Source organism: Methylococcus mesophilus, from assembly GCF_026247885.1.
Lineage (GTDB): Bacteria > Pseudomonadota > Gammaproteobacteria > Methylococcales > Methylococcaceae > Methylococcus > Methylococcus mesophilus.
The window spans coordinates 2,090,246-2,109,047 of record NZ_CP110921.1; the positions used below are offsets into that span (position 1 = coordinate 2,090,246).

Consider the following 18,802-nt stretch of genomic DNA (forward strand, 5'->3'; position numbering starts at 1 on the left):
TGGTTTGACTACATGTCGCGTGCTATCACGCAGAGAAACGAGCAAGGAAGGGACGGACTAACCCGCAGAGCGGAACCGGTGGAAGTGGTGAGACCTCGGCTAAGCCTCATCCTCGACGCCCATACCGTGATTCGAAGCCCTATCGTGGGGTGGGCTTCGGCCAAGGATTCGCAGAAGCCGGCGCCTGATCGTCATCCCACCGCCTCGTGACCATTCGGCATCCCGGCGCTAACGGCTACTGGACCTCGTGCGGCGCCCCCGGACCGGCAAGAGCAGCACGCATCGCGGTCCAGACCTCCCAGGTCAGCGCGCCGACGTGGCGGTACCTGACGATGTTGTCGCCGTCCACCGCATAGGTCTCGGGCGCACCTATGACCCGGAATTCCGAACCGAGACTGCCGCGCTCGTCGAACAGAACCGCGGCATAGGGGTCGCCGAGACGATCCAACCAGCCCAGCGCCGTTTCCCGCTGGTCCAAATAGTCGACGCCGTAGATCGTGATGCCGGCATTGCGGGCGAGGTCCAGCAGCAGCGCATGTTCTTCGCGGCATGCGGCGCACCAGCTCGCCCAGAAGTTGACCAGCGCGGGCCCCTTGATGTCCTTGTCCCGGATCATCCCAAACGGTTCGCGCAGAGCAGGCAGTTCGAACGCCGGCAAAGGCTTGCCCAGCAGCGGCGAGGGGAGCGTATTGGGATCGAGCTTCATGCCCTGGAAAAACAGGAACCCCAGGATGGAAAAGATCAGCAGCGGAAGAAGGAGAAAGAGGCGGGGCATGTCCGGGTTCCCGGGCGACTACGAGGAAATTTGGAATCGGAACAGTTGCAAACCGCAGGCGAAAGCCGGGTCCCACAGGCTCGGAGGTCCGTTCATTCCAGGTAGTCAACTCCCCCGTTACGGGCCCGCTTGGCATCGTGGTAGTACTTGTACTTCACCAGGGTTCCGAGCCCGTGGCAGTCGACGCAGAACACCTTGTCGGCATCCTTCGCCCGGAGGAACGCGTCGCGGTTGCTGCCTTCCAGGTTTTCCCGGTTGGCGGACAGTGCGATCGTCCCGTCCTTGCCCGGCGGCGGGATCTTGTCGGCATCCCAGACGTGCGGTTCATGGCAGGTGATGCAGGCGATGCCGCCGAAGTCCTCCGGCTCTTCCTTGGCACCCAGCAGCGGCAGGATCTTCTGGTCGGAGCGCAGCACCAGATCCTTTTGCGGGTGGCTGAAATGGTGGACCACCTTCTTCTCGCCGATCCCGCCCTTCTGGTGGCAGTTCAGGCACAGTCCATCCCGCTTGAAAGGCGTCTCGTCCATCACCGGGCCGGGCTGCGGCTCCACCTTCCTCGCCGCGAACAGGAAGCGGCGGTCGCCCTTGCCGCGGTGCAGGGTATGGCAGCTTCCGCAGACGCCGGTTTCGGACGGCAGCTTGCCCAGGGCGTTCTTCTTGTCCTTGGCGGTGAGGCGCAGATCGTGGTCGGTACCCACGACGGTCTGCTTCTGTTTGTGGCAATGACTGCACAGCTCGCCGTCGCGGTCCGTCTCCACCAGGGCGGCGGTATGGGGTTTTCCGCCGTGCACGGAGTGGCAGGTGAGGCAGCCCACCGTCTTGATTTCCCTGCCGCCGATCCGCACCGGCTCGTCCAACTCGGCGTTGACGGGATGCACGCCCTTCTTCCTGGCGTCCTTCTCGTCTTCGGCGTGCTGACGTTCGTGGCAGTTCTTGCACAAACTTTCCGCGTTCGCCACGCCTTCCGGCAGCAGCGAGGTCTCCGCGCTGCCGTCGTGGACGCGGTGGCAGGTCTGGCAGCCGACTTCGGTGATTTCCGGCTTGCCTTTCCACAACACGGGCCTCGCGCCGGACTCGTCCGGTTCGCGCTTGACGTTGACGGGGTGTACGCCCTTTTCGTGGGCTTCCTCCTTGCTCTTGGTGAACTGCCGCAGGTGGCAGGCGGCGCACAGTTCGCCCTCGGCGGTTTCCAGCACCGTGGTCTTGCCGTCGCCGTGGCCGCCGTGGACCTGATGGCAGGTCTGGCAGATCAGCTCCTTGTGATCACCGAACGCCGCGCCGCCGGCAGTCAGGCGCTCCGGCAGTCCTTTGCGCAATTCGTTCTCTGTGGGATAGCCCTTGGCCTCCGGATGCGGCGGCGGCATGAAGCGTATCCCTAAGGGATGGTTGACGCCCTTACGGCCCTTGGTCCCTTCGGCGGACCCGGTAGGCACTGGCGCGTCGAGGCGAGCGCCCTTGACCTTGGATTCGTGGCAACGCTCGCACAGGTCCCCGCCACGGTTCGGCACGCGCAGCCAGGCATTGCCGTGGGCGGGATACAGGGTCTGCGCCTTGTCCGCGTCGGTATGCGGGGTGTGACAGGAAGTGCAGAGCAGCTGTTTGTTCTTGGTGACCGGGAACTTGTCGGGCAGCTTGTCCTTGCGCGGCTTGAGCCCCGCATGGCGCTTCTTCTCCTTGGGGCTTTCGTAGACGGTGGGATGCTGTGCACCCCGGTGGATGGTCAGGCGCGAGTCCATGACCGCGCCATTGTGGCAGCTGTAGCACATGCGGTAGGAAGCTTCCGGCAATGCGCCCTCGGCGTCGGCGGCGCGGACCTCGGGCGGCGCATCGCCGGCCCAGGACAGATGGCAGAGCAGGCAATCCTTCTGCGACAGCTCGGTGCGCACGCCGCTTTCCTTGCCGGCGGCGGCGTGGTCAGGATAGCTCACCCGGTAGCGCCACACCCGGCTGGCGCCGGTTTCGGCGACGTAAAGCCGGCCGTCGCGGAAATGCAGACCGGTGGGCGAATCCAGCTTCACCGGCTGGCCGTCCGCCTGCCGCAGCAGCCCCAGGAATTCGCCCTTGCGGAACACCGAGATGGTGCCGAAATAGCTGTCGCTGACGAAAAACGCGTCCTGCTCCCGGTCGACGGCGAGGCCGTTGGGCCGGAACAACTCGCCCTCGTCGATGCCGAACCGGCCGATCTGGGAAAACGCGCGTCCGCTCTTGTCGAACACCTGAACGCGGGCGTTGACGATGTCCACGACGTTGAAATAACCGTCGCGGTCCTGCGCGATCTGAAACGGGTACTGGAACTGCCCCGCCTCCCCGCCGCGCCCGCCGAAGCAGCCGAGCCCCCGGCCGTCGGCCAGCCGGGTCCGGCACACGCGGTGGCTGCGCCGGTCGGCCCAGAAGGCGATGCCATCCTGCACGCTGACGGCCACCGGCTCCGGCGGCAGGCTCGGCGGGGGGCTGGCTGATGGTGATCCGTCCGGCTTCGGGGACGGCTCCGGCATGGGTTCGATGGGCAGGTCCAGCGCCTTCAGCAGCCCGCCGCCGGGACGCAGCAATACCAGCCGGTGATGGCCGGTGTCGGCGACCACCAGCCCTTCCTCGGACAGGGCGAAGTCCATCGGCAGCTTCAGCAGGTCGGCGCCGCCCAGGATTCGAAGGATTTCACCGTCCGGCGACAGCGCCACGATCCGGTGATGGGCGCCATCGAGCACGTAGACCCGGCCCGCGCCATCCGCGGCCACGGCCGAAGGCTGCTCGAAGCCGGCTTCGTACCTGACCGGATCGGACGCCACCACCGCCTGGAGCGCGCCGGCCGCCACCGGCCACAGCCCGATCAGGCCGGCAGCGATCGCGGCAAAGCGCAGCACGAGTGCTCCCGCTGGACTCATCGCCATGATCGCTTCAGCGCAGGATGTCGATGATCTTCAGCCGTTCGTCATCGGACTTGTAACGGTCGAAGAACTGCGGGATGACGTGCTTGCGGACGGCCGCGGCCTGGCGGGAATCCGCGCCGAGGGCCGCGAGATCCAGCATGGGGGCATCTTCGGTATGGCACTTCGCACAGGCGGGCCCTTCCTTGCTCAACGGCGTGTGCAGACGGGCCTTGAGCTGCGCTCTGGCGGATAGATCACCCTCCTTCCACTCGCGGCCGACCCGTTCGGCGAACGCCGTTCCGGGCAAGGCGAACGCCGGCTCGCCTTGGTAAAACGGCGCGATCTTGAATTTACCCTCGATCAGCACCGAATTGTCGAGGTTCCGTCCGGTCCGGAACCGGCTGCCATCGGGAGCGGCCGGCCGGCGGGCGGCATAGTCGAACCAGCGGTAATCCAGCCGCACGTCCTCGGGCCGGAAATGGCAGGTCTCGCAGGCTACGTAACGGCTGTGCATGTTGAGGAAACTGCGGGTACGGAGTTTCTTGCTGTGCGGCTGGGGGCGGTGACAGCCCTGGCAGTAGGTTTCGCCTTCGTGCAGTGGCGGCTCGATCCGTTTGTGGAACGCCGGTACCGCCATCTTTTCCCGGAGCTTAACGTCCTTGTGCTCGCGCACCTGCTCCTCCGCCTTACCGATGGCTTCCTGCGTCGGCACGGCCGACTCGACCCGCTGGACGAACAGCGGCTCGCCGGCGAAGGACGAGCCGCCGTTCGCCCAGCACAAGAGGGACAGCACCAGACCCGCGGGTCCCAACTTCACCTTATCCTTCAACTTCATCTCCAAGCACCGTTCAGCGAAGCCGGCTCAATACACGTCGCGCAGATAGCGCCGGGAGGCGGCCATGGCCTCGAGGTATTCCTCGGCCTGCTCCTGCGTCCTTCCGCCCTCCTGCATCACGATCGTCAGCAGCGCCTGGTGGACGTCCTGGGCCATGCGCGAAGCGTCGCCGCAAACGTAGAAACAGGCGCCCTCCTCGAGCCAGGCGTACATCTCCCCGGCGCTTTCCAGCATCCGGGTCTGGACGTAAACCTTCCGCTCCTGGTCGCGCGAGAAAGCGAGGTCCAGCCGGGTCAGCACGCCGCGCGCAAGCTTATCCTCCCATTCCTCCCGGTAGAGGTAATCGGTGGCGCAGCGCTGGTCGCCGAAGTACAGCCAGTTCCGGCCGCCGGCGCCGGTGGCCTCGCGCTCTTCCACGAAACTACGGAACGGCGCGATGCCGGTACCTGGCCCGACCATGATGAGCGGCGTCGCGGGGTCTTCGGGCAAGCGGAAATGCTTGTTCGGCTGCACGAAGATGGAAAGCCGCTCGTCCGCGCCGACACGGCCGGCAAGGTAGGTGGAGCAGACCCCTTCCCGGTCCCGACCGTGGGCGTGGTAGCGCACCGCGCCGACGGTGAGATGCACCTGGCCGGGATGGGACTTCATGCTCGAGGCGATCGAATACAGCCGTGGCGGCATGCGCCGCAGGACGTTGACGAAAGCCTGGAGCGGAACGTCCTGGAGCGGGAAATCCTCGACCAGGTCGATGATCTGCCGGCCCCACATGTAACCATCGAGAGGTGCAGGGTCGGCATCCGCCAGCAGCCCGGCGAGAACCCGGCTGTCGCTCAGTTCAGCGTATTTCTCGACCAATACCCGGCTCAGGCCGGTGATGTCGAGATGCTTGTAGAACGCCTCCCGCAGCGTGAGGGTCTCCTTGCCCAGGGTGACTTCGGCGTAGCCGTCGGCCTGCAAGGCTACCAGCAGGGCTTCGACGTAAACGGGGTTGTTCTTCGGATAGACTCCCAGGGCATCTCCCGGCTCGTAGCTCAGGCTGGAATCGCCGAGATCGATCTCGATATGGCGGGTTTCCTTGGCCGAGCCCTCCCCGTTGAGATTGACATTGCGCCGGACCTCCGCCGGATAGGGATTGGTCTTCCCATAGCCGGCCTTGGCCGCGGCCTGATCCGCCGGTTCGGCCTCAAGCGGCTGCTCGATGCCGGTATCGCCAATGATGGCGCGGCAGCAGCCGAGCACCGCCTCGATCCAGGCGGCCGCCGGTTCCTCGAAATCGGCATCGGCATCGACGCGATCGAGCACCCGGTTCGCCCCCAGGCGCTGCAGGAAGGCGTCGAAGTCCTTGCCGGCCTTGCAGAAATGCTTGTAGCTGCTGTCGCCGAGGGCGAATACGGCGAACTTGAGATGCTCCAGCCTCGGGGCGGTTTCGGCATAGAGATAGCCGTGCAGCTTCTCCGCCGGGATCGGCGGCTGACCCTCGCCGTGGGTGCTGACGATGACGAACAGCAGCCTTTCGTTGACGATTTCGCGCGGATCGTAATCGGCCATGTCGGCCAGCTTGACGCTGTAGCCCCAGGCCCTTAGCCGGGCTTCGAGATCGGCGGCGACGCCCTCGCCGTTGCCGGTCTGTGAGCCGAACAGGATGGTCAGCGAAGTGATGGGTGCGTCGGGTTCGACCACCGGGGCCGCGACGGCCGGAGCGGCGGCGGGCGCCCGTCCGGCCAGCCGCAGCAGGATGCGCTGCCACAGACCGGCCTTGGCGGAGGTGCTGCCGATCATCACGCGCTGGAAGTGTTCGTACCCCACGATCTCGGTTATCGGCAATTTCCGGGAACGGGACAGCGGCGAGAGGAAACTGGATACCAGGAAGATCAGTCCCAGCGGCCCCAGCACCCAACCCGCCGCGTACCAGGCGGAATCCAGGCGGGAGAAATCCATGGCGAAAGATGAGCCTTCCATGCGCAGGAAGTCCAGGTCGTGCAGATCGGTGTTGAGGAATCCGAGATTGAGCGGGCTCTTCGCGTAGCCGTGGCATCCCGCCTGGGAACAGGTCTCGCCCAGCCGGTCCGGGTGGGTCGAAGCCGCCTTCGATTCGTCCCGCAGGACGCCGTGGCGGAAACCTTCGGGCGCATGGCAGTCGATGCAGCTCGCGCCGGATTCGTCGTTGACCGCGAGGAATCTGCCATGCAGCGTCTTCGCGTAGCTGTCGGTCGCGTGGGCGAAGCGGAAACTGGCCTTTTTCCTTTCCTTGGTTTCCGGGTCCTGTATTTCCACTTTCGCCATGGCTTCATGATCGCCGTGGCAGTCCACGCACAGGGCGTTGGCTTCCATCTTGTTGTAGTTCCTGCCGACCAAGCGGCGCAGGATGTGGCCGCTGAACTGGTTGCGCCAGGTTTCGCCCTGGTGGCAGGTGCCGCACTCGGTCTCGGTGTGGTGCAGTTCCTGCTTGAACCGCTCCAGATTGGCATCCTTGATGTACGGGGTGTTGGAATGGCAGCGTCGGCAGGAGGGATTCTGCTGGCCGGTCTCCTCCTCGAGGCGGTTGCCGCCGTGGAAATCCTTGGTCGCTCCCGGCGCGTGGCCGGCGCCGTGGACCGATTTCTTGAACTCATCGACCACCGGCTTGTGCGTGAAGGCCTTGTCCTTGGACGGCTCCTTGAGGTGGCAGGATTCGGAGCAGTCCACATAGCCTTCCTCCGGCTTGTGCGGATAGCGCTCGATCTTGCGGTGGCAGTCCTTGCAGGGCACGCTGCCGTGCAGCGAGCCGTAATAATCGCTCTTGAGGACCGTGGCGACCCGCAGCACGCCGTGGTCGTCCAGGTATTCGAGCCCCGGCAGGCCATGGCAGGAAAAGCAGCCGTCGGGATCGCTGTGCCGCTCCGCGGCCAGGACGGAACCGCACGCTACCAGCATCAGCCACAGGGAAAAGGCGTACCGCATCATCGTCGAATTCAAAAATCGCTGCCGCATCGGTGCGGATTCAAGTTCCTTGAGCTCAGTGCAGCCACACCGCGGTCGTGAACAGAAACACGGAAAAACCCGCGACGATCACGCCGTTGACCACCCGTCCCCAGTGGATCTCGCGCGCAGTCGGCGCCGGTTTCGGCTGCATCCTCACCACCGCCTGCCATTGCGGCTCCGGATGGATCTGGATGCCGCGCTTGACCCGCTTGGGCGTCTTGTTCCTGGGCGCCGTGGTCCACTCGATGGCATTCCAGTCGCAGGCGTCGACGCAGTCGTGGCAGGACATGCAGGAGAACTGATCGACTACGGCAACCTTGTCCACCATCTTGATGGCGCCGCACATGCACTTCTTCGCACAATCGGTGCAGCCGGTGCAGCGCTGCTTGTCGACCCGGATGTGGTGGGTGAAACGGAATTTCGCGCCCAGGCGGTTGACCAGTCCGTCGATGGCGCCGATCGGACAGAGGAACTGGCAGTAGGCCCGCCCCTTGCTGGCGAAGAAGCCGAGCAGGAACAGGAGGGACAGGTTGACCAGGCCGACGGTGGAGAAGATGAAGGCCAGGCCGACGAAGCCCCCGCTGAGGGCCTCGACGAAGCGGGGCACGGTGATGAAGTTGCACAGGGTGCAGGCGCTGATGCCGAGCAGCGGAAGCAACCCCATGTAGACCGCGAGGTAACCGTAACGGATCTGGACCTGAGGCAGCCCGCGATACTCGATCTTCCAGCGGTCGTTCAGCATCCGGCTGACCAGCTCCGAGAACCCGCCGACCGGACAGATGAAGGAACACCAGATGCGCCCGAAAAAGAAGGTGAAGGTGATGATGACGAAGAAGGCCACCACGCCGATCAGCGCCACCGAGACGTGCATGAACAGGTCGTCCCAGTTCATGCCGGGAAAATACAAATAGAAGCGACGCATGCACAGCTTTCCGCACAGATCGGTGTTGCCGGCCAAGCCCGGCAGCACCGCCAGCGGCCCCAGGAACATCGCGCAGGATACGGCGATCCAGAAATAGCGGTAGCGCTGGATCTTCGGGACGGATCGGACTTTTTCGGCTAGTGTCGCGGTCAGGGCATTCATGGTCTTGCTCCTCGCGGTTGAGTTGGTGTCATTCGTCGAACTGATGGCAGGCCAAGCACAGCTCTCCATTCTTGGCCGGCAGCCTCAGCAATACTTCCTTGTCGATCCGCCGGTATCCCAGCTCGAATCGTTGTCCGTTTTGTTCGCTCAAGGTTTCCAGTCGCGCCTTCTTATCTTCCCGCACCACCGCATCCCAGGGGTGTTCGCGGTAGCTGACGCCGGTCTCCAGATCGGCGTTGTCCACCTGCCCGACGGCCGGGTTGAGCGCATCGATGACGCCTGGCTGATGCGGGGCGTGGCAGGTCGGGCACATGACCTTGCCCTCCCGGCTCAGGGGCAGGATGATCCCGTAGCGCTCCTTCGAGTCCTTCATGTGGAGCTTCATCTGGGCGTCGGGCTTCGAATCCTGGTGTTCCAGCGCATTGAAATGCGGCGTCTTCAAGTGGCAGCCGTAGCAAAGATTTTCCGGCGGCAGCCGCAGTTTGTAGTCCGGCGCGCGCAGTGGCCGGTCCCGCTCCCGGTGCACCTCCTCGTGGCAGTAGGTGCAGTGCTCCTCCTGGAGCTTGCCGTTCTTGTCCAGCAGGATGTGTATGTTTGGGCGCTTGAACTTGTCTTCCTCGTGGCATTCGTAACAGAAGGTCTCCAACTCGTCGTAAGGCCCGCCCCGCAGGAAATCCGGTAGGCTGCGGTCGATCCGGCGGTACGGCACCTTGTCGATGTCCTCGATGCCATGACAGGTCGGACAACGCAGCTCGCGGTCTTCGCGCAACGGCAGGCGTTTCGGCGTCTTCATCTCCTCGGGCAGCACGACGCCGATTACGTGGTGCAGGGGGGGCAGCTTCTTCGTCGTCGCATAGCTGTCCTCGGCACCCGCAGCCGCGATGCCGGTGCCGAGCAGCCACAGCAGCATTCCCGCCAACCACCTGCCCGGTCCCGGCCACGCGCTCCCCGCTCCCCTCACAATCCCCCCTTCACCGGCTCCCCATGGGTGTGGCACTCGGTACAATCGGAGGTCACGTCGTGCACGCCGGACAGACCGTTGCCCGCGTCGTACGCGCCTTCCTCGACCGAAGGGTCCTCCATCCGGTGGCACAACACGCAGAATTCGGCGTAGTTGCCGTCGTGGACCCGGGCCTTGTAAGGCTTGGGCAGCGTCTTCAGCAGCCGGTTCGAGCCCTTGCGGGTGTCGTCCAGGATGAGCTTGGGGTTGCGGGTTCCATGCATGACGTGGCAGTCGGTGCAGGCGACCTCGTCCGCGTAGTGGAACTTCTTGCCGCGCAATCCGGGGTACGGCCCCGTACCGCCGTTGACCCAGCCGTGGCGGTCGATCTGGGTGTAGTCGTCCTCGATGGCCACCAGCGGATCGTTGAGCCCGTAGCTCGGCCTCGACTTGATGCGGACGCCGGCCGGCTGATGATCGCGGTTGTGACAGCGCAGGCAGAAGTCGGTATTGCTGGTATACGGCGCGAAGCTGCCGGCGGCGTCGCGGATCGCGGTCAGATCCACGTCGCGCTCGAACTGGCCGTCCATGTCCGGCTTGACGTGGCAGGTCAGACAGTCGCCGTCGCCGAGCGGCCGGTCTTTCTTGACCGAAAAATCGTGCTTGTGAGCGCCGCCTTGCCGGGGCGAGGTGGCCAGGTCGGTGGAGTTGTGGCAGATGATGCAGCGCCGTGGCGCGTTGGTCCCATTGGTGCCGTGGCAGCCGGTGCAGGTGGCCGTGCCTTTGTAGAGCACCCAGTTGCGGATGTTGGGGGCCTTCTTGTGGATGTTCTGCAGAAAATGGCAGCTGACGCAGTTGGTCCGGCCCCAGGCGGTGCCGTCGCCGCCGTGTTTCGGCGTCAGCAGCAGGTTGCCGGTCGCCGTCGACACCGTGTAGGCGCCGGCCATCACGGAATAGAACACCGCAAATCCGACCATGCACAGCCATATCGCCAGACGCTTGGTGTTCGTTTTCATTGGTATCGGGTCCTCGCGTGGCAGGTCTCGCAATAGACCTGGTTGTGGCAGCGTCCGCAGTCCAGCGTGTCGACCTTCACCGACAGGCCGTGCAGGGTACGGTAGCCCAGCGGGTGATAGCCGGTGCCCATGGTGTCCCTGCGGAAATGGCAGTTGGTGCAGAAAGCCAGATCGAGGTGGCATTCCTTGCAGGCGGCTTCGTCCCGGCGCGCGGCTTCGCCATGGTGGTCGATATAGCCGAAGCGATGGTCTTCCGGCCAGATCTTGGTCTTATCGTCATGGCACAGGTTGCAGCGCCAGGGGCCGCGCTGCTCGGTCACGTGGCAGTCGTGGCAGACCGCCTTGAGGGGCTCGTTGGAGATCGTGGTGAGCGGCTTGAGCTTGCTCTCGTCGGCCATCGCGTTGGGGGCGAAGGAATGGCACAGCATGCAGCTGTCGCCCTCCTCGTCCATCACCTCCATGTGGGCGTTGTGCGGATAGCGGATGTCCGTGCGTTTCTCCCGCTTCTCCCACCATTTGGGGTCCTTGACCGCGTCGGGCAGATCGCCGGCACCGACGAGGGGGGCGAGGACCACGGCCCAGAGCAGAACCAGTATCAGCCGCGCCATCACATCCCCTTCGGTTTGAAGTTGTCGAAGTAATAGATCACCTGGACCGCCCCCAGGTACTCGTCGAGGATGCGGGTATACCAGACGTAGCTCCCTGCGACGTTGAGCACGAGATTGTTGCGCAGCATGTAGAAAGCCTCGATTTCCGCACCCACCGCCCGGTTGAACCCGTACAGGATCTTGTCCTCGAACCGCAGCGCGGTATTCACCCGCATCTGCAGCCGGGAATTCACGGTGTGCGTGCTGCTGAGGTAGAAACTGCTGGCAGTTTCGGGCCCCAGGGACATGTAGTCGAACTCGCCGATCAGACCGAAGTTGGGATTGAACACGTAGTTCGCCCCGAGCTCGCCGCCGTAGCCGTCGTAACCCTGGCGGCTCGAAGCGAGGCCGCCGACGTAGTAGTTGAAATCCTTCACCGGCTCGTGCTGGATGCGGGTCCGCGCCAGGGTCTGCTCGCCCAGCGCATAGGCGCTGTAGAACTTTTCCCGGAAGGTCAGGATGGGATCGCGCGGCTGGAAGTATTCGTAGGAACTGCGGACGCGCACGTCGTTGGTCAGGTCGAGCTGGCCGTTGAGGCGGATGTTCTCGAACGCCTCCCGGTCGGCCCGGTAGGTTCCCAGCACCCCCAGTTCATAGTCGCTGTTCCGCCAAAGCCCCAGCCTGCCCGCGCCGGTGGTGGCGAAATACAGCCGCTGCAAAGAGCTGCCCCAGGGCTTGGAACCGCCATAGGCCGAATAGCTGCCGGCGCCCGCCCCTAGCAGGCCGGTATCGCCGATCAGCGCCCCGGAATTCACGTTGCCGCTGGCGTATCCCCCAGACCCTGTATATGGCGAATAGTCGAACGCGCTCTGGGACAAGTCGCGCCAGAAATACTGGTAGCCGCCGCGCACGTCGATCCGGCTCAGGGAAGGCCCATCGCTCCCCCAGCCCCAGTCCGGCGTCCATTGCGCGCGCCCCTCCAGCCCGCCGACGAACTTCCCTTCCACGCTGATCACGTGGTCGTATCGGCTGGGATGGCCGGCATAGGCGTCGAAGCCCCATCCGTTGTCGTCGGAGGCATAGGCGACGGCCCCGCCGTCGACCAGATACAGGCCCAGGTTGTCGGTGCGTTGGAAACGCCCCAGTTTGACGCGGGTGTTCAACGAATCGAAACCCTTTTCGACGAAAGCCTGGTACAACCCCGCCACGCCGCCTCCGTCGGGCTGATAACCGGTGCGCGTCACGAACTCCACGGCTCCGTGCAGATCCTCCTGGGTATTGTCATAAAACCCCTGGCCCCACAGCTCGCCGAACACGTGCGCATTCTGCAGGGTATACCGGTTGTCGACCTGGACCTTGCTGCGCACCGAACCGTGCCAGTTGTCGCAGCGGCCGGGGGAGGAACCCAGCCCGCAAAACAGCAGGCAAACCATCGGCAGGACGGCGCTTCCCCGAGGCAAGGCCCAGGCGTACCGCAGGCGCACCTCGTTCCCAAAACAGCAACGCCTCCGGATCATCAGGACTTGCTTCCCGCCTTGCCGGTAAACGCCAGAGATGCGACGGGGCGCTTCAGGCGCAACAAGACGTAGCCCGCCGCGCCGCCGGAGCCGGCCTTGAAGGCGACGATCCGTTCGCGCGGCAGCATGCGCCAGCTCCGTCCATCCTCGGAATACGCGACCTTGACGCCTTTGATCCGGGTCGCGGCGCCCGAATACGGCAGTTTGACCCAGCCGTTGCCGCTGCCGAAATTTTTCACCGCGCTGCCGCCGCCCCGGGTCAAACTCAGGCTGTAGACGTCCGACGCGAGGGCGCCCCCGCCCAGCTTGCCGATCTTGCGGCGCTCGGCGGCAGTGGCCTCCTTGCTGCTCAGTTCCGCCCGGACGCCGTCCAGCAGCAGCTGGTTCAGCGACGCACCGGGAATGAACAACGCCGCCCCCTGGACGGAGGCATGTCCGACCTTGGCGGAAAAAGTCAGCGACAGGTTGCTGTCCCACTGCGCCGTGAGCTTGCCGGCGGCGTCCTCGTCCAGCGAAGCCAGCGTCACGGCCTCGGCGGCCGGCAGTTTTCTCAGCGGACCGCCGACGGCGCGGCTCGTGGCGGCCTTGAGGACCGACATATCCGGCGCCTTGTCGGTGGCCTCGAGCACCTCCGCGACGGTTTCGGTGATCCTGCCGTCGGACTGCACCTTGTGATAGCCGGATGCCAGCTCCACCACGCCTTCGTCGACGAGGCGGGAATCCGGGATCCTCGCGACCTCAATGACCCGATTGGCGCCCATCAGGCCGTTGGCCGCGACCGCGCCGTTGATCGAGCCGTCCGCCCGGCGGGTATGGCACTCCTCGCAGGCGACCGCCTGTTCCGCCGGCCGGGTCTGGTGGGTGAAGAGGTACTCGTTGCTCTCGGCATAGACGAAGCGCACGTCGGCGCTTGCGTAGCCTTTACCCTTGAGCAGGCCGTCGTAGGCCTGTTTGAGCGCCTTGAAGTCGTTGTAGGTGGACGGCAGATCGAACTGGCCGCCGGTGATGGTGACCGATCCGGTTTCCTGCCCGCCGGCCGGGTCGACGATGGCCGCCTGTCCATCGTTCTTCTGGCGGAACACGGACTGCCTTTCGTAGCGGTACAGCACCCGCCCGCTGCTGCGGTCCTGGACGAAGAACCTGGCGTTCGGTACGTAGGGAATGACCCGCAGCGCCCCGTCCGCACGCGCCCGGTAGCGGTAGTGCATGGGCAGGGTCTTGCCGTTGTAAACCGCCTTGTGGTTGTGGCAGGCCTGACAGGCAAGGTCGTCGAAATGCACCTGCACCACCCGGTTGTACGAGTTCGTGGCATATCCGCGCATGAAACCCGAGGACTTCCAGCGCTCACGGTGGGCGTCCAGCAGCGTGGGCTGGCCCGACGGCAGGGCCGGCGCCTTGGCAGTGCTGTGGCAATACTCGCAGTCGGCCGGACCGGGCTGAAAATCGAGGTCGTTGCGGATATCGGCGTCGCCGTTGCCCTTGGGGAAATCGTGGTCGGCGTCGAGGTCGATGTTGGCGTAGGCCGGCTTGTAGTACTGCTTGGCATGGCAGGCGTTGCAGTTGTCGATGATCCGGGTCTCGCCGGTGTCGTCGGTCCAGCTCTTGCCCTTGTGGACGTCGTCCTTGTAGTCGTCGACGGGCTTGCCGTCCTCGCCGAGGGTCTCCTTCGCCTCATCGCCGAAGCCGTAGAAGCCGCGCCGGCTGCTCTTCGCCTTGGCATTGATGCGGTTGATGCCGGCTCCCGCCAGATGGCACAGCATGCAGTTGTCGCTGCTGGGAAAGCGGCGCATGGGGATCTGAACCTTGCTGCTATCGTCGAAGGCGTCCCGGTTCCAGTGCAATACGGGTTCGCCCGAGTCGCCCAGCACCAGGTCGTAATCCGGTTTGGCGGTTCCCGGCTTGACCGTCCGCTCCACGGTCAGCAGCTGAGCCCCTCCGGCCAGATCGGGGCGGACGTCGAGAAACTCCAACATCGCCGAGTTCGCATGGCGGAAAAAGCCTTGGGCCACGAACTTGCCGTCCTGCAGCAGGCCCCAGTGATCCTGGGCGCCGGCCGTCCCGTCGCCGTTGCCGCCGAGCCCGCTGGCGGGAAACTTTTTCAACAGCGAGAAATCGGCATGACAGGTCATGCAGTCGGCCTCGCGCACGCCGCTCTTCTTCCAGTCCCACGGGACCACTTGGCCGTCGCCGTTGCGGTCGTAGTAATCGCCGTCCCAGGCCGGGATCGAACCATCGACGCCCCGGTCGTAACGCGTGCCGGTGCGGTCCGACTCCTCCCAGCCGCCGCCCAGATGGCAGGTGCTGCAAGCCTTGATGTAGCCCGCCGCGCCGTAATCGCCGAATTCCGCCTCGGCGGGATTCGCTTTCCTGGCGAGCGCGGCGGCGGCATTGCCCTGCATGCAGTTGAAGCCGCCGAAATAGCCGGGGCCGACCAGATGGGACAGACCTCGCTTGGCGCCGTAGTCATCGCGGGTTTCGTCACGCCCCTGGTCGAAATGGTAGGCGTGGTTCATAGCGTCGTAGTCGTGGCAGCCGCCGCCGCTGCCGTTGCCGCAGCTCATCCGGACGCTGTAGGACTTGCCGCTCTCCAGCACGTGCCGGCCGTCCTCGTCCACCAGCGGGATGGCCGGGTGCATGAGAGTGCGGTCGAAAGCGTTGGCGGCCTCTCCCGCCACCGCGCTGGACGTGAACCCCACCAGCAGCAATAAGCACCCTGCGGCAGCCCGCTGCACCCGGCCAGTCGGCTCCGTCATGCGCGATCTCCCAGGTACGCCCGGATTTTGCGAGCGCTCGTCACCGCCCATGCTCCTCGTAGAACGCGCCCTGTCCCTTTTTCCTGGCCAACGCCCAGACGGCCAGCGAGCCGACCACCACGATGCAACTGCCGCAACTGCTGCAGCGTCCCTGCTGGGGGACGGTACAGTTGGAAGCCACCGCAGCATGCCCCAGACCCATTCCCGCCCCGGCGAGCCAGGGCAGGACCTTCCGCACCAGCGGATGGCCGAGCATTCCCGATGCCTGCGGCGATTCGGCCGCATCCTCGACGACCAGCGAAATCCGGCGAGACTTGGTATGCATGTCACGACTCCTCTTGCAATCTTTGAACTCCGGGACCCTATGCCTCGGCTGCGGCTCAGCCGGCCTTGTCGGCGATGGTCAGATAGACGGCCGGCTGCTTGATCCGGACCACGACGTAACCGTCCACCTCGCCGCGCGGGCGGAACACCAGCAGGTTTTTCCCCCCGACCCTTTGCCAGCTCTTGCCATCCCTGGAAATCAGCACGTTCACCCGGCCGCGCGCCTTCGCCTTGCCCCGGTAGGGCAGCTTGACCAGTGCGGTACCTTCGATGAGCCCCTGCAGCGCCTTGCCGCTGGCGTCCATGACGGCCACCGAATAGATGTCCGCGACCGGATTGCCGAAACCTAGGCCGACGATCCTCGCGCGGTCCTTTGCCTTCGCCTGGCGGCTCTCTACCTGCCCCTTGAGGATTCCGCCGTAGGCCACGGTGCGCGTGCCCCGCGCCTGGATCAGGGCGAATTCCCGCAGGGAGCCGTGTCCGACCTTCGAACTGAACAACAGCGCCTCCCCCGAAGCGAGATCCGCCGCGAGCTTTTGTCCCGCCGCCTCGTCCAGATCGGCATAGGACAGCGCCTCGGCATTGGACAAAGTCTTGAACTCGTTCTCGACCGTCCGGGCCGTTTCCGACTTGAGAATCGACATGGACGGGTCGAGGCGGCTGACGTAAAGCACGTCGGCCACGCTCTCGACGATGCGTCCGTCGTCCTGGACCTGGAAATACGGCATGCCGAGCTCGACGATGCCGGCGTCCACCAGCCTGCGGTCCGGCAGCTTCGCGACTTCGGCCACATTGGCCTCGCCCAGCAGCCCCTCGGCGGATATCAGCGCGCTGAAGGCGCCGCTCTGCTTGCGCGCGTGGCAGTCCTCGCACTGCACCGCTTGGGGCGATGGCCGCGTCGCGTGGCTCAGCGCGTACTCGTTGGACTCGACGTAGACGAAGCGGACGTTGGGCGCTGCATAGCCCTTCATTCCCAGCACGATGTCGTAGGCCTGTTTCAGCGCCTTGTAGTCGGCGAAACTCGATGGCTCACCGAACCCGTCCCCGTTCATCGCGACCCGCCCCACCTCCTTGCCGCTGGCGGGATCGAGGATCGCCCCATACTTTCCGCCGTCCGAACCGCTCCGCTCCTCGATCACGGAGAAGCGCTCGTAGCGGTTCAGCACCCGTCCGCTGGTCCGGTCTTGGACGAAATAGCGGTAAGCCGGCTTGTAGGGGAAAATCTTCAACCGCCCGCCATAGCCGACCCGGTAGCGGTAGCGCATGGGGAAGGCCGTGCCGTTGTCGGCCAGCTTGGAAATGTGGCAGGTCTGGCAGGCGACGACGTTGAGGTGGGTCTGGGCGATCCGGTCCAACGTGTTTTCCGGATAGCCCCGCATGTCGCCATTGGCCTTCCAGATTTCGCGGTGGGCATCCAGCACGTTCTTGTGCCCGGACGGCAATGCCGGCTTCACCGCCTTGTCATGGCAATGCTCGCAGGCCGTCGCCGATGGCATGTTGTCGAGATCGTTGCGGATATCGTTGTCGCCGTTGCCCTTCGGGAAATTGTGGTCGGCATCCAGGTCGACGTTGGCCGAAGGCTGCTTGTAGTACTGCTTGGCATGGCAGGCGTTGCAGTTTTCGATCGACCGCACCTGGCCGTTGTCCTCGCTCCAGACCGAGCCTTTGTGCACGTCGGTGCGGAAATCGGTGACCGTGGCGCCGTCGGGCCCGATCCGCAGCCTGACTTCCGGCCCGAAGCCGTAGAAGCCGCGCCGCGAGTTACCGGTCTTGTGGCAATACATGCAATTGTCGCTGGCGGGAAACCGCAGCATGGGAACCTGGATCTTGCCGGACTCGTCGAAAGCCTCCCGGTTCCAGTGCAGTTTGGGGTTGCCCTGATCGTCCAGGACGAGCCGGTAATCCGGCGCCGCCGTACCTGCGGTCGGACTGCGCTCCACCGCCAGCAGCGCAGCGCCTCCTTCCGAATCGGGCCGTACGTCGAGGAACTCCCAGATTGCCGATGCGGCATAGCGGAAAAAACCGCCCCCGATGAATTTTTCGTCGCGCAGACGGGCGTAATGTGTGGCCGCAGAATCCGAACCGTCCGCCCCGTCGGCGGCCCCCAGTTGGCTGGCGGAAAATTTCTTCAGCCGGGAAAAGTCGGCGTGACAAAGCATGCAGTCGGCTTCCCTGACCCCGCTTTTCTTCCAGTCCCATGCCACCACTTCGGAAGGCCCGGAACCGCCGTAGTGCCCCCCCTTGCCGGACTCCTGGAACTGGCGGCTGAAATAATCCCCGTCGAAAGCCTTGACCGCCTCGGCGGATTGCTCGTCGTAGCGCACGCCGTTGCGGTCGAGTTCGCCCCAGCCGCCGCCGGCATGGCAGGAGCCGCAGTACCTGACGAGATCGGGCGCACCGAAATCGGCGAACTCCGCCGCACCGCCGTTGCTCTTCCTGGCCAGCCAGCCCGGCGCATTGCCGGACATGCAGTTGTAACCGCCGAAATAGCCGGGGCCGGCCAACTGCGGCAGTCCCAGCTTCTTGCCGAAGCCGTCGCGGGCTTCGTCGCGGCCCTGCTCGAAGTGGTAGCCGCGGGTGATCTTGGCGTAGTCGTGGCAGCCGCTGCCCGAACCGTTGCCGCAACTGGTCTTTGGACTATAGGGCAAGCCGCTCTCCAGCACATGGCGTCCGCTCTCGTCCAGCAGCGGAATGGCGGGATGGAGGACGGCCCGGTCGAAACCGTTGTCGGCCGGCGCCTCTCCGCCATATGACGGAAGAATTCCGGCGAAAAGACAGACGGCCCACAGCCAGGGGCAGATCTGTAGCCGGTGAATCCGCATTCGTTGTGCCTCGCTCATACGTCCAATGCCATGGGCGCCGTTCCCGGCGCGCAGCCGCTTCTTATTCCATCGCTCAGGGATCCCGGCGATGCCGTTTTCCCTGGGGTGCGAGGAGCTAAAGCAAAATGCGAACCATTCCAAACAGTGTTTCAAAATCAGACACCGCGGCAACTCGAACAAAACCCCACGCCGGCCGGATACGTGATTTCACGCGTCAATGAGTGAAATCACGCACGCGCCGGAGAGAGGACGGAAGCTCAGTCGTCGTCGACAATCGCCGCGGTCGCGCTTCCCGCGGGCGAAACCGCACTGGAGGAAAAG

Annotated in this window: 12 protein-coding genes; all 12 read right to left on the bottom strand. The window is 64.9% G+C overall.

Annotated elements, in window-relative coordinates; all coding sequences use genetic code 11:
- Window positions 1-235 precede the first annotated feature (235 nt).
- On the bottom strand, window positions 236-775 hold the full coding sequence (locus OOT43_RS09825) for a DsbE family thiol:disulfide interchange protein (protein ID WP_266024740.1): 540 nt from the start codon (window positions 773-775) through the stop codon (window positions 236-238).
- 92 nt (window positions 776-867) lie between these two features.
- Complete coding sequence (locus OOT43_RS09830; RefSeq protein ID WP_266024742.1) at window positions 868-3,663, bottom strand: cytochrome c3 family protein; 2,796 nt, start codon at window positions 3,661-3,663, stop codon at window positions 868-870.
- Between the two features lie 7 nt (window positions 3,664-3,670).
- A complete protein-coding gene (locus OOT43_RS09835; protein WP_266024743.1) occupies window positions 3,671-4,477 on the bottom strand; it encodes a hypothetical protein in 807 nt (268 codons plus the stop codon).
- 27 nt (window positions 4,478-4,504) lie between these two features.
- A complete protein-coding gene (locus tag OOT43_RS09840) occupies window positions 4,505-7,420 on the bottom strand; it encodes an assimilatory sulfite reductase (NADPH) flavoprotein subunit (protein ID WP_266024744.1) in 2,916 nt (971 codons plus the stop codon).
- 52 nt (window positions 7,421-7,472) lie between these two features.
- Window positions 7,473-8,522 carry a 4Fe-4S binding protein gene (locus OOT43_RS09845; RefSeq protein ID WP_266024746.1) on the bottom strand — a complete coding sequence of 350 codons (1,050 nt, stop codon included), beginning with the start codon at window positions 8,520-8,522 and terminating at the stop codon, window positions 7,473-7,475.
- 28 nt (window positions 8,523-8,550) lie between these two features.
- Window positions 8,551-9,432 (bottom strand): hypothetical protein, encoded by an 882-nt coding sequence (locus tag OOT43_RS09850; protein ID WP_266024747.1) that lies wholly within the window; start codon window positions 9,430-9,432, stop codon window positions 8,551-8,553.
- A gap of 47 nt (window positions 9,433-9,479) precedes the next feature.
- Window positions 9,480-10,478: a hypothetical protein gene (locus OOT43_RS09855; RefSeq protein ID WP_266024749.1), complete on the bottom strand. Its 999-nt coding sequence runs from the start codon at window positions 10,476-10,478 to the stop codon at window positions 9,480-9,482.
- On the bottom strand, window positions 10,475-11,086 hold the full coding sequence (locus OOT43_RS09860; RefSeq protein WP_266024750.1) for a hypothetical protein: 612 nt from the start codon (window positions 11,084-11,086) through the stop codon (window positions 10,475-10,477). The genes OOT43_RS09855 and OOT43_RS09860 overlap by 4 nt, the downstream gene beginning before the upstream one ends.
- Window positions 11,086-12,582 (bottom strand): hypothetical protein, encoded by a 1,497-nt coding sequence (locus OOT43_RS09865; RefSeq protein ID WP_266024751.1) that lies wholly within the window; start codon window positions 12,580-12,582, stop codon window positions 11,086-11,088. The genes OOT43_RS09860 and OOT43_RS09865 overlap by 1 nt, the downstream gene beginning before the upstream one ends.
- On the bottom strand, window positions 12,582-15,335 hold the full coding sequence (locus OOT43_RS09870) for a cytochrome C (protein ID WP_266024752.1): 2,754 nt from the start codon (window positions 15,333-15,335) through the stop codon (window positions 12,582-12,584). The genes OOT43_RS09865 and OOT43_RS09870 overlap by 1 nt, the downstream gene beginning before the upstream one ends.
- 40 nt (window positions 15,336-15,375) lie before the next feature.
- Entirely contained in the window at window positions 15,376-15,660 is a 285-nt protein-coding gene (locus OOT43_RS09875; RefSeq protein WP_266024753.1) for a hypothetical protein, read from the bottom strand.
- A gap of 55 nt (window positions 15,661-15,715) precedes the next feature.
- Entirely contained in the window at window positions 15,716-18,499 is a 2,784-nt protein-coding gene (locus OOT43_RS09880) for a cytochrome C (RefSeq protein ID WP_266024754.1), read from the bottom strand.
- Between the last annotated feature and the right edge of the window lie 303 nt (window positions 18,500-18,802).

What these genes read in the sequence shown, in the direction of transcription:
- OOT43_RS09840 (WP_266024744.1), bottom strand. Translation starts at nt 7,420, where the DNA reads ATGATGCGGTACGCCTTTTCCCTGTGGCTGATGCTGGTAGCGTGCGGT.
- OOT43_RS09875 (WP_266024753.1), bottom strand. Translation starts at nt 15,660, where the DNA reads ATGCATACCAAGTCTCGCCGGATTTCGCTGGTCGTCGAGGATGCGGCC.
- OOT43_RS09835 (WP_266024743.1), bottom strand. Translation starts at nt 4,477, where the DNA reads ATGAAGTTGAAGGATAAGGTGAAGTTGGGACCCGCGGGTCTGGTGCTG.
- OOT43_RS09865 (WP_266024751.1), bottom strand. Translation starts at nt 12,582, where the DNA reads ATGATCCGGAGGCGTTGCTGTTTTGGGAACGAGGTGCGCCTGCGGTAC.
- OOT43_RS09850 (WP_266024747.1), bottom strand. Translation starts at nt 9,432, where the DNA reads ATGCTGCTGTGGCTGCTCGGCACCGGCATCGCGGCTGCGGGTGCCGAG.
- OOT43_RS09880 (WP_266024754.1), bottom strand. Translation starts at nt 18,499, where the DNA reads ATGAGCGAGGCACAACGAATGCGGATTCACCGGCTACAGATCTGCCCC.
- OOT43_RS09860 (WP_266024750.1), bottom strand. Translation starts at nt 11,086, where the DNA reads ATGGCGCGGCTGATACTGGTTCTGCTCTGGGCCGTGGTCCTCGCCCCC.
- OOT43_RS09825 (WP_266024740.1), bottom strand. Translation starts at nt 775, where the DNA reads ATGCCCCGCCTCTTTCTCCTTCTTCCGCTGCTGATCTTTTCCATCCTG.
- OOT43_RS09870 (WP_266024752.1), bottom strand. Translation starts at nt 15,335, where the DNA reads ATGACGGAGCCGACTGGCCGGGTGCAGCGGGCTGCCGCAGGGTGCTTA.
- OOT43_RS09845 (WP_266024746.1), bottom strand. Translation starts at nt 8,522, where the DNA reads ATGAATGCCCTGACCGCGACACTAGCCGAAAAAGTCCGATCCGTCCCG.
- OOT43_RS09855 (WP_266024749.1), bottom strand. Translation starts at nt 10,478, where the DNA reads ATGAAAACGAACACCAAGCGTCTGGCGATATGGCTGTGCATGGTCGGA.
- OOT43_RS09830 (WP_266024742.1), bottom strand. Translation starts at nt 3,663, where the DNA reads ATGGCGATGAGTCCAGCGGGAGCACTCGTGCTGCGCTTTGCCGCGATC.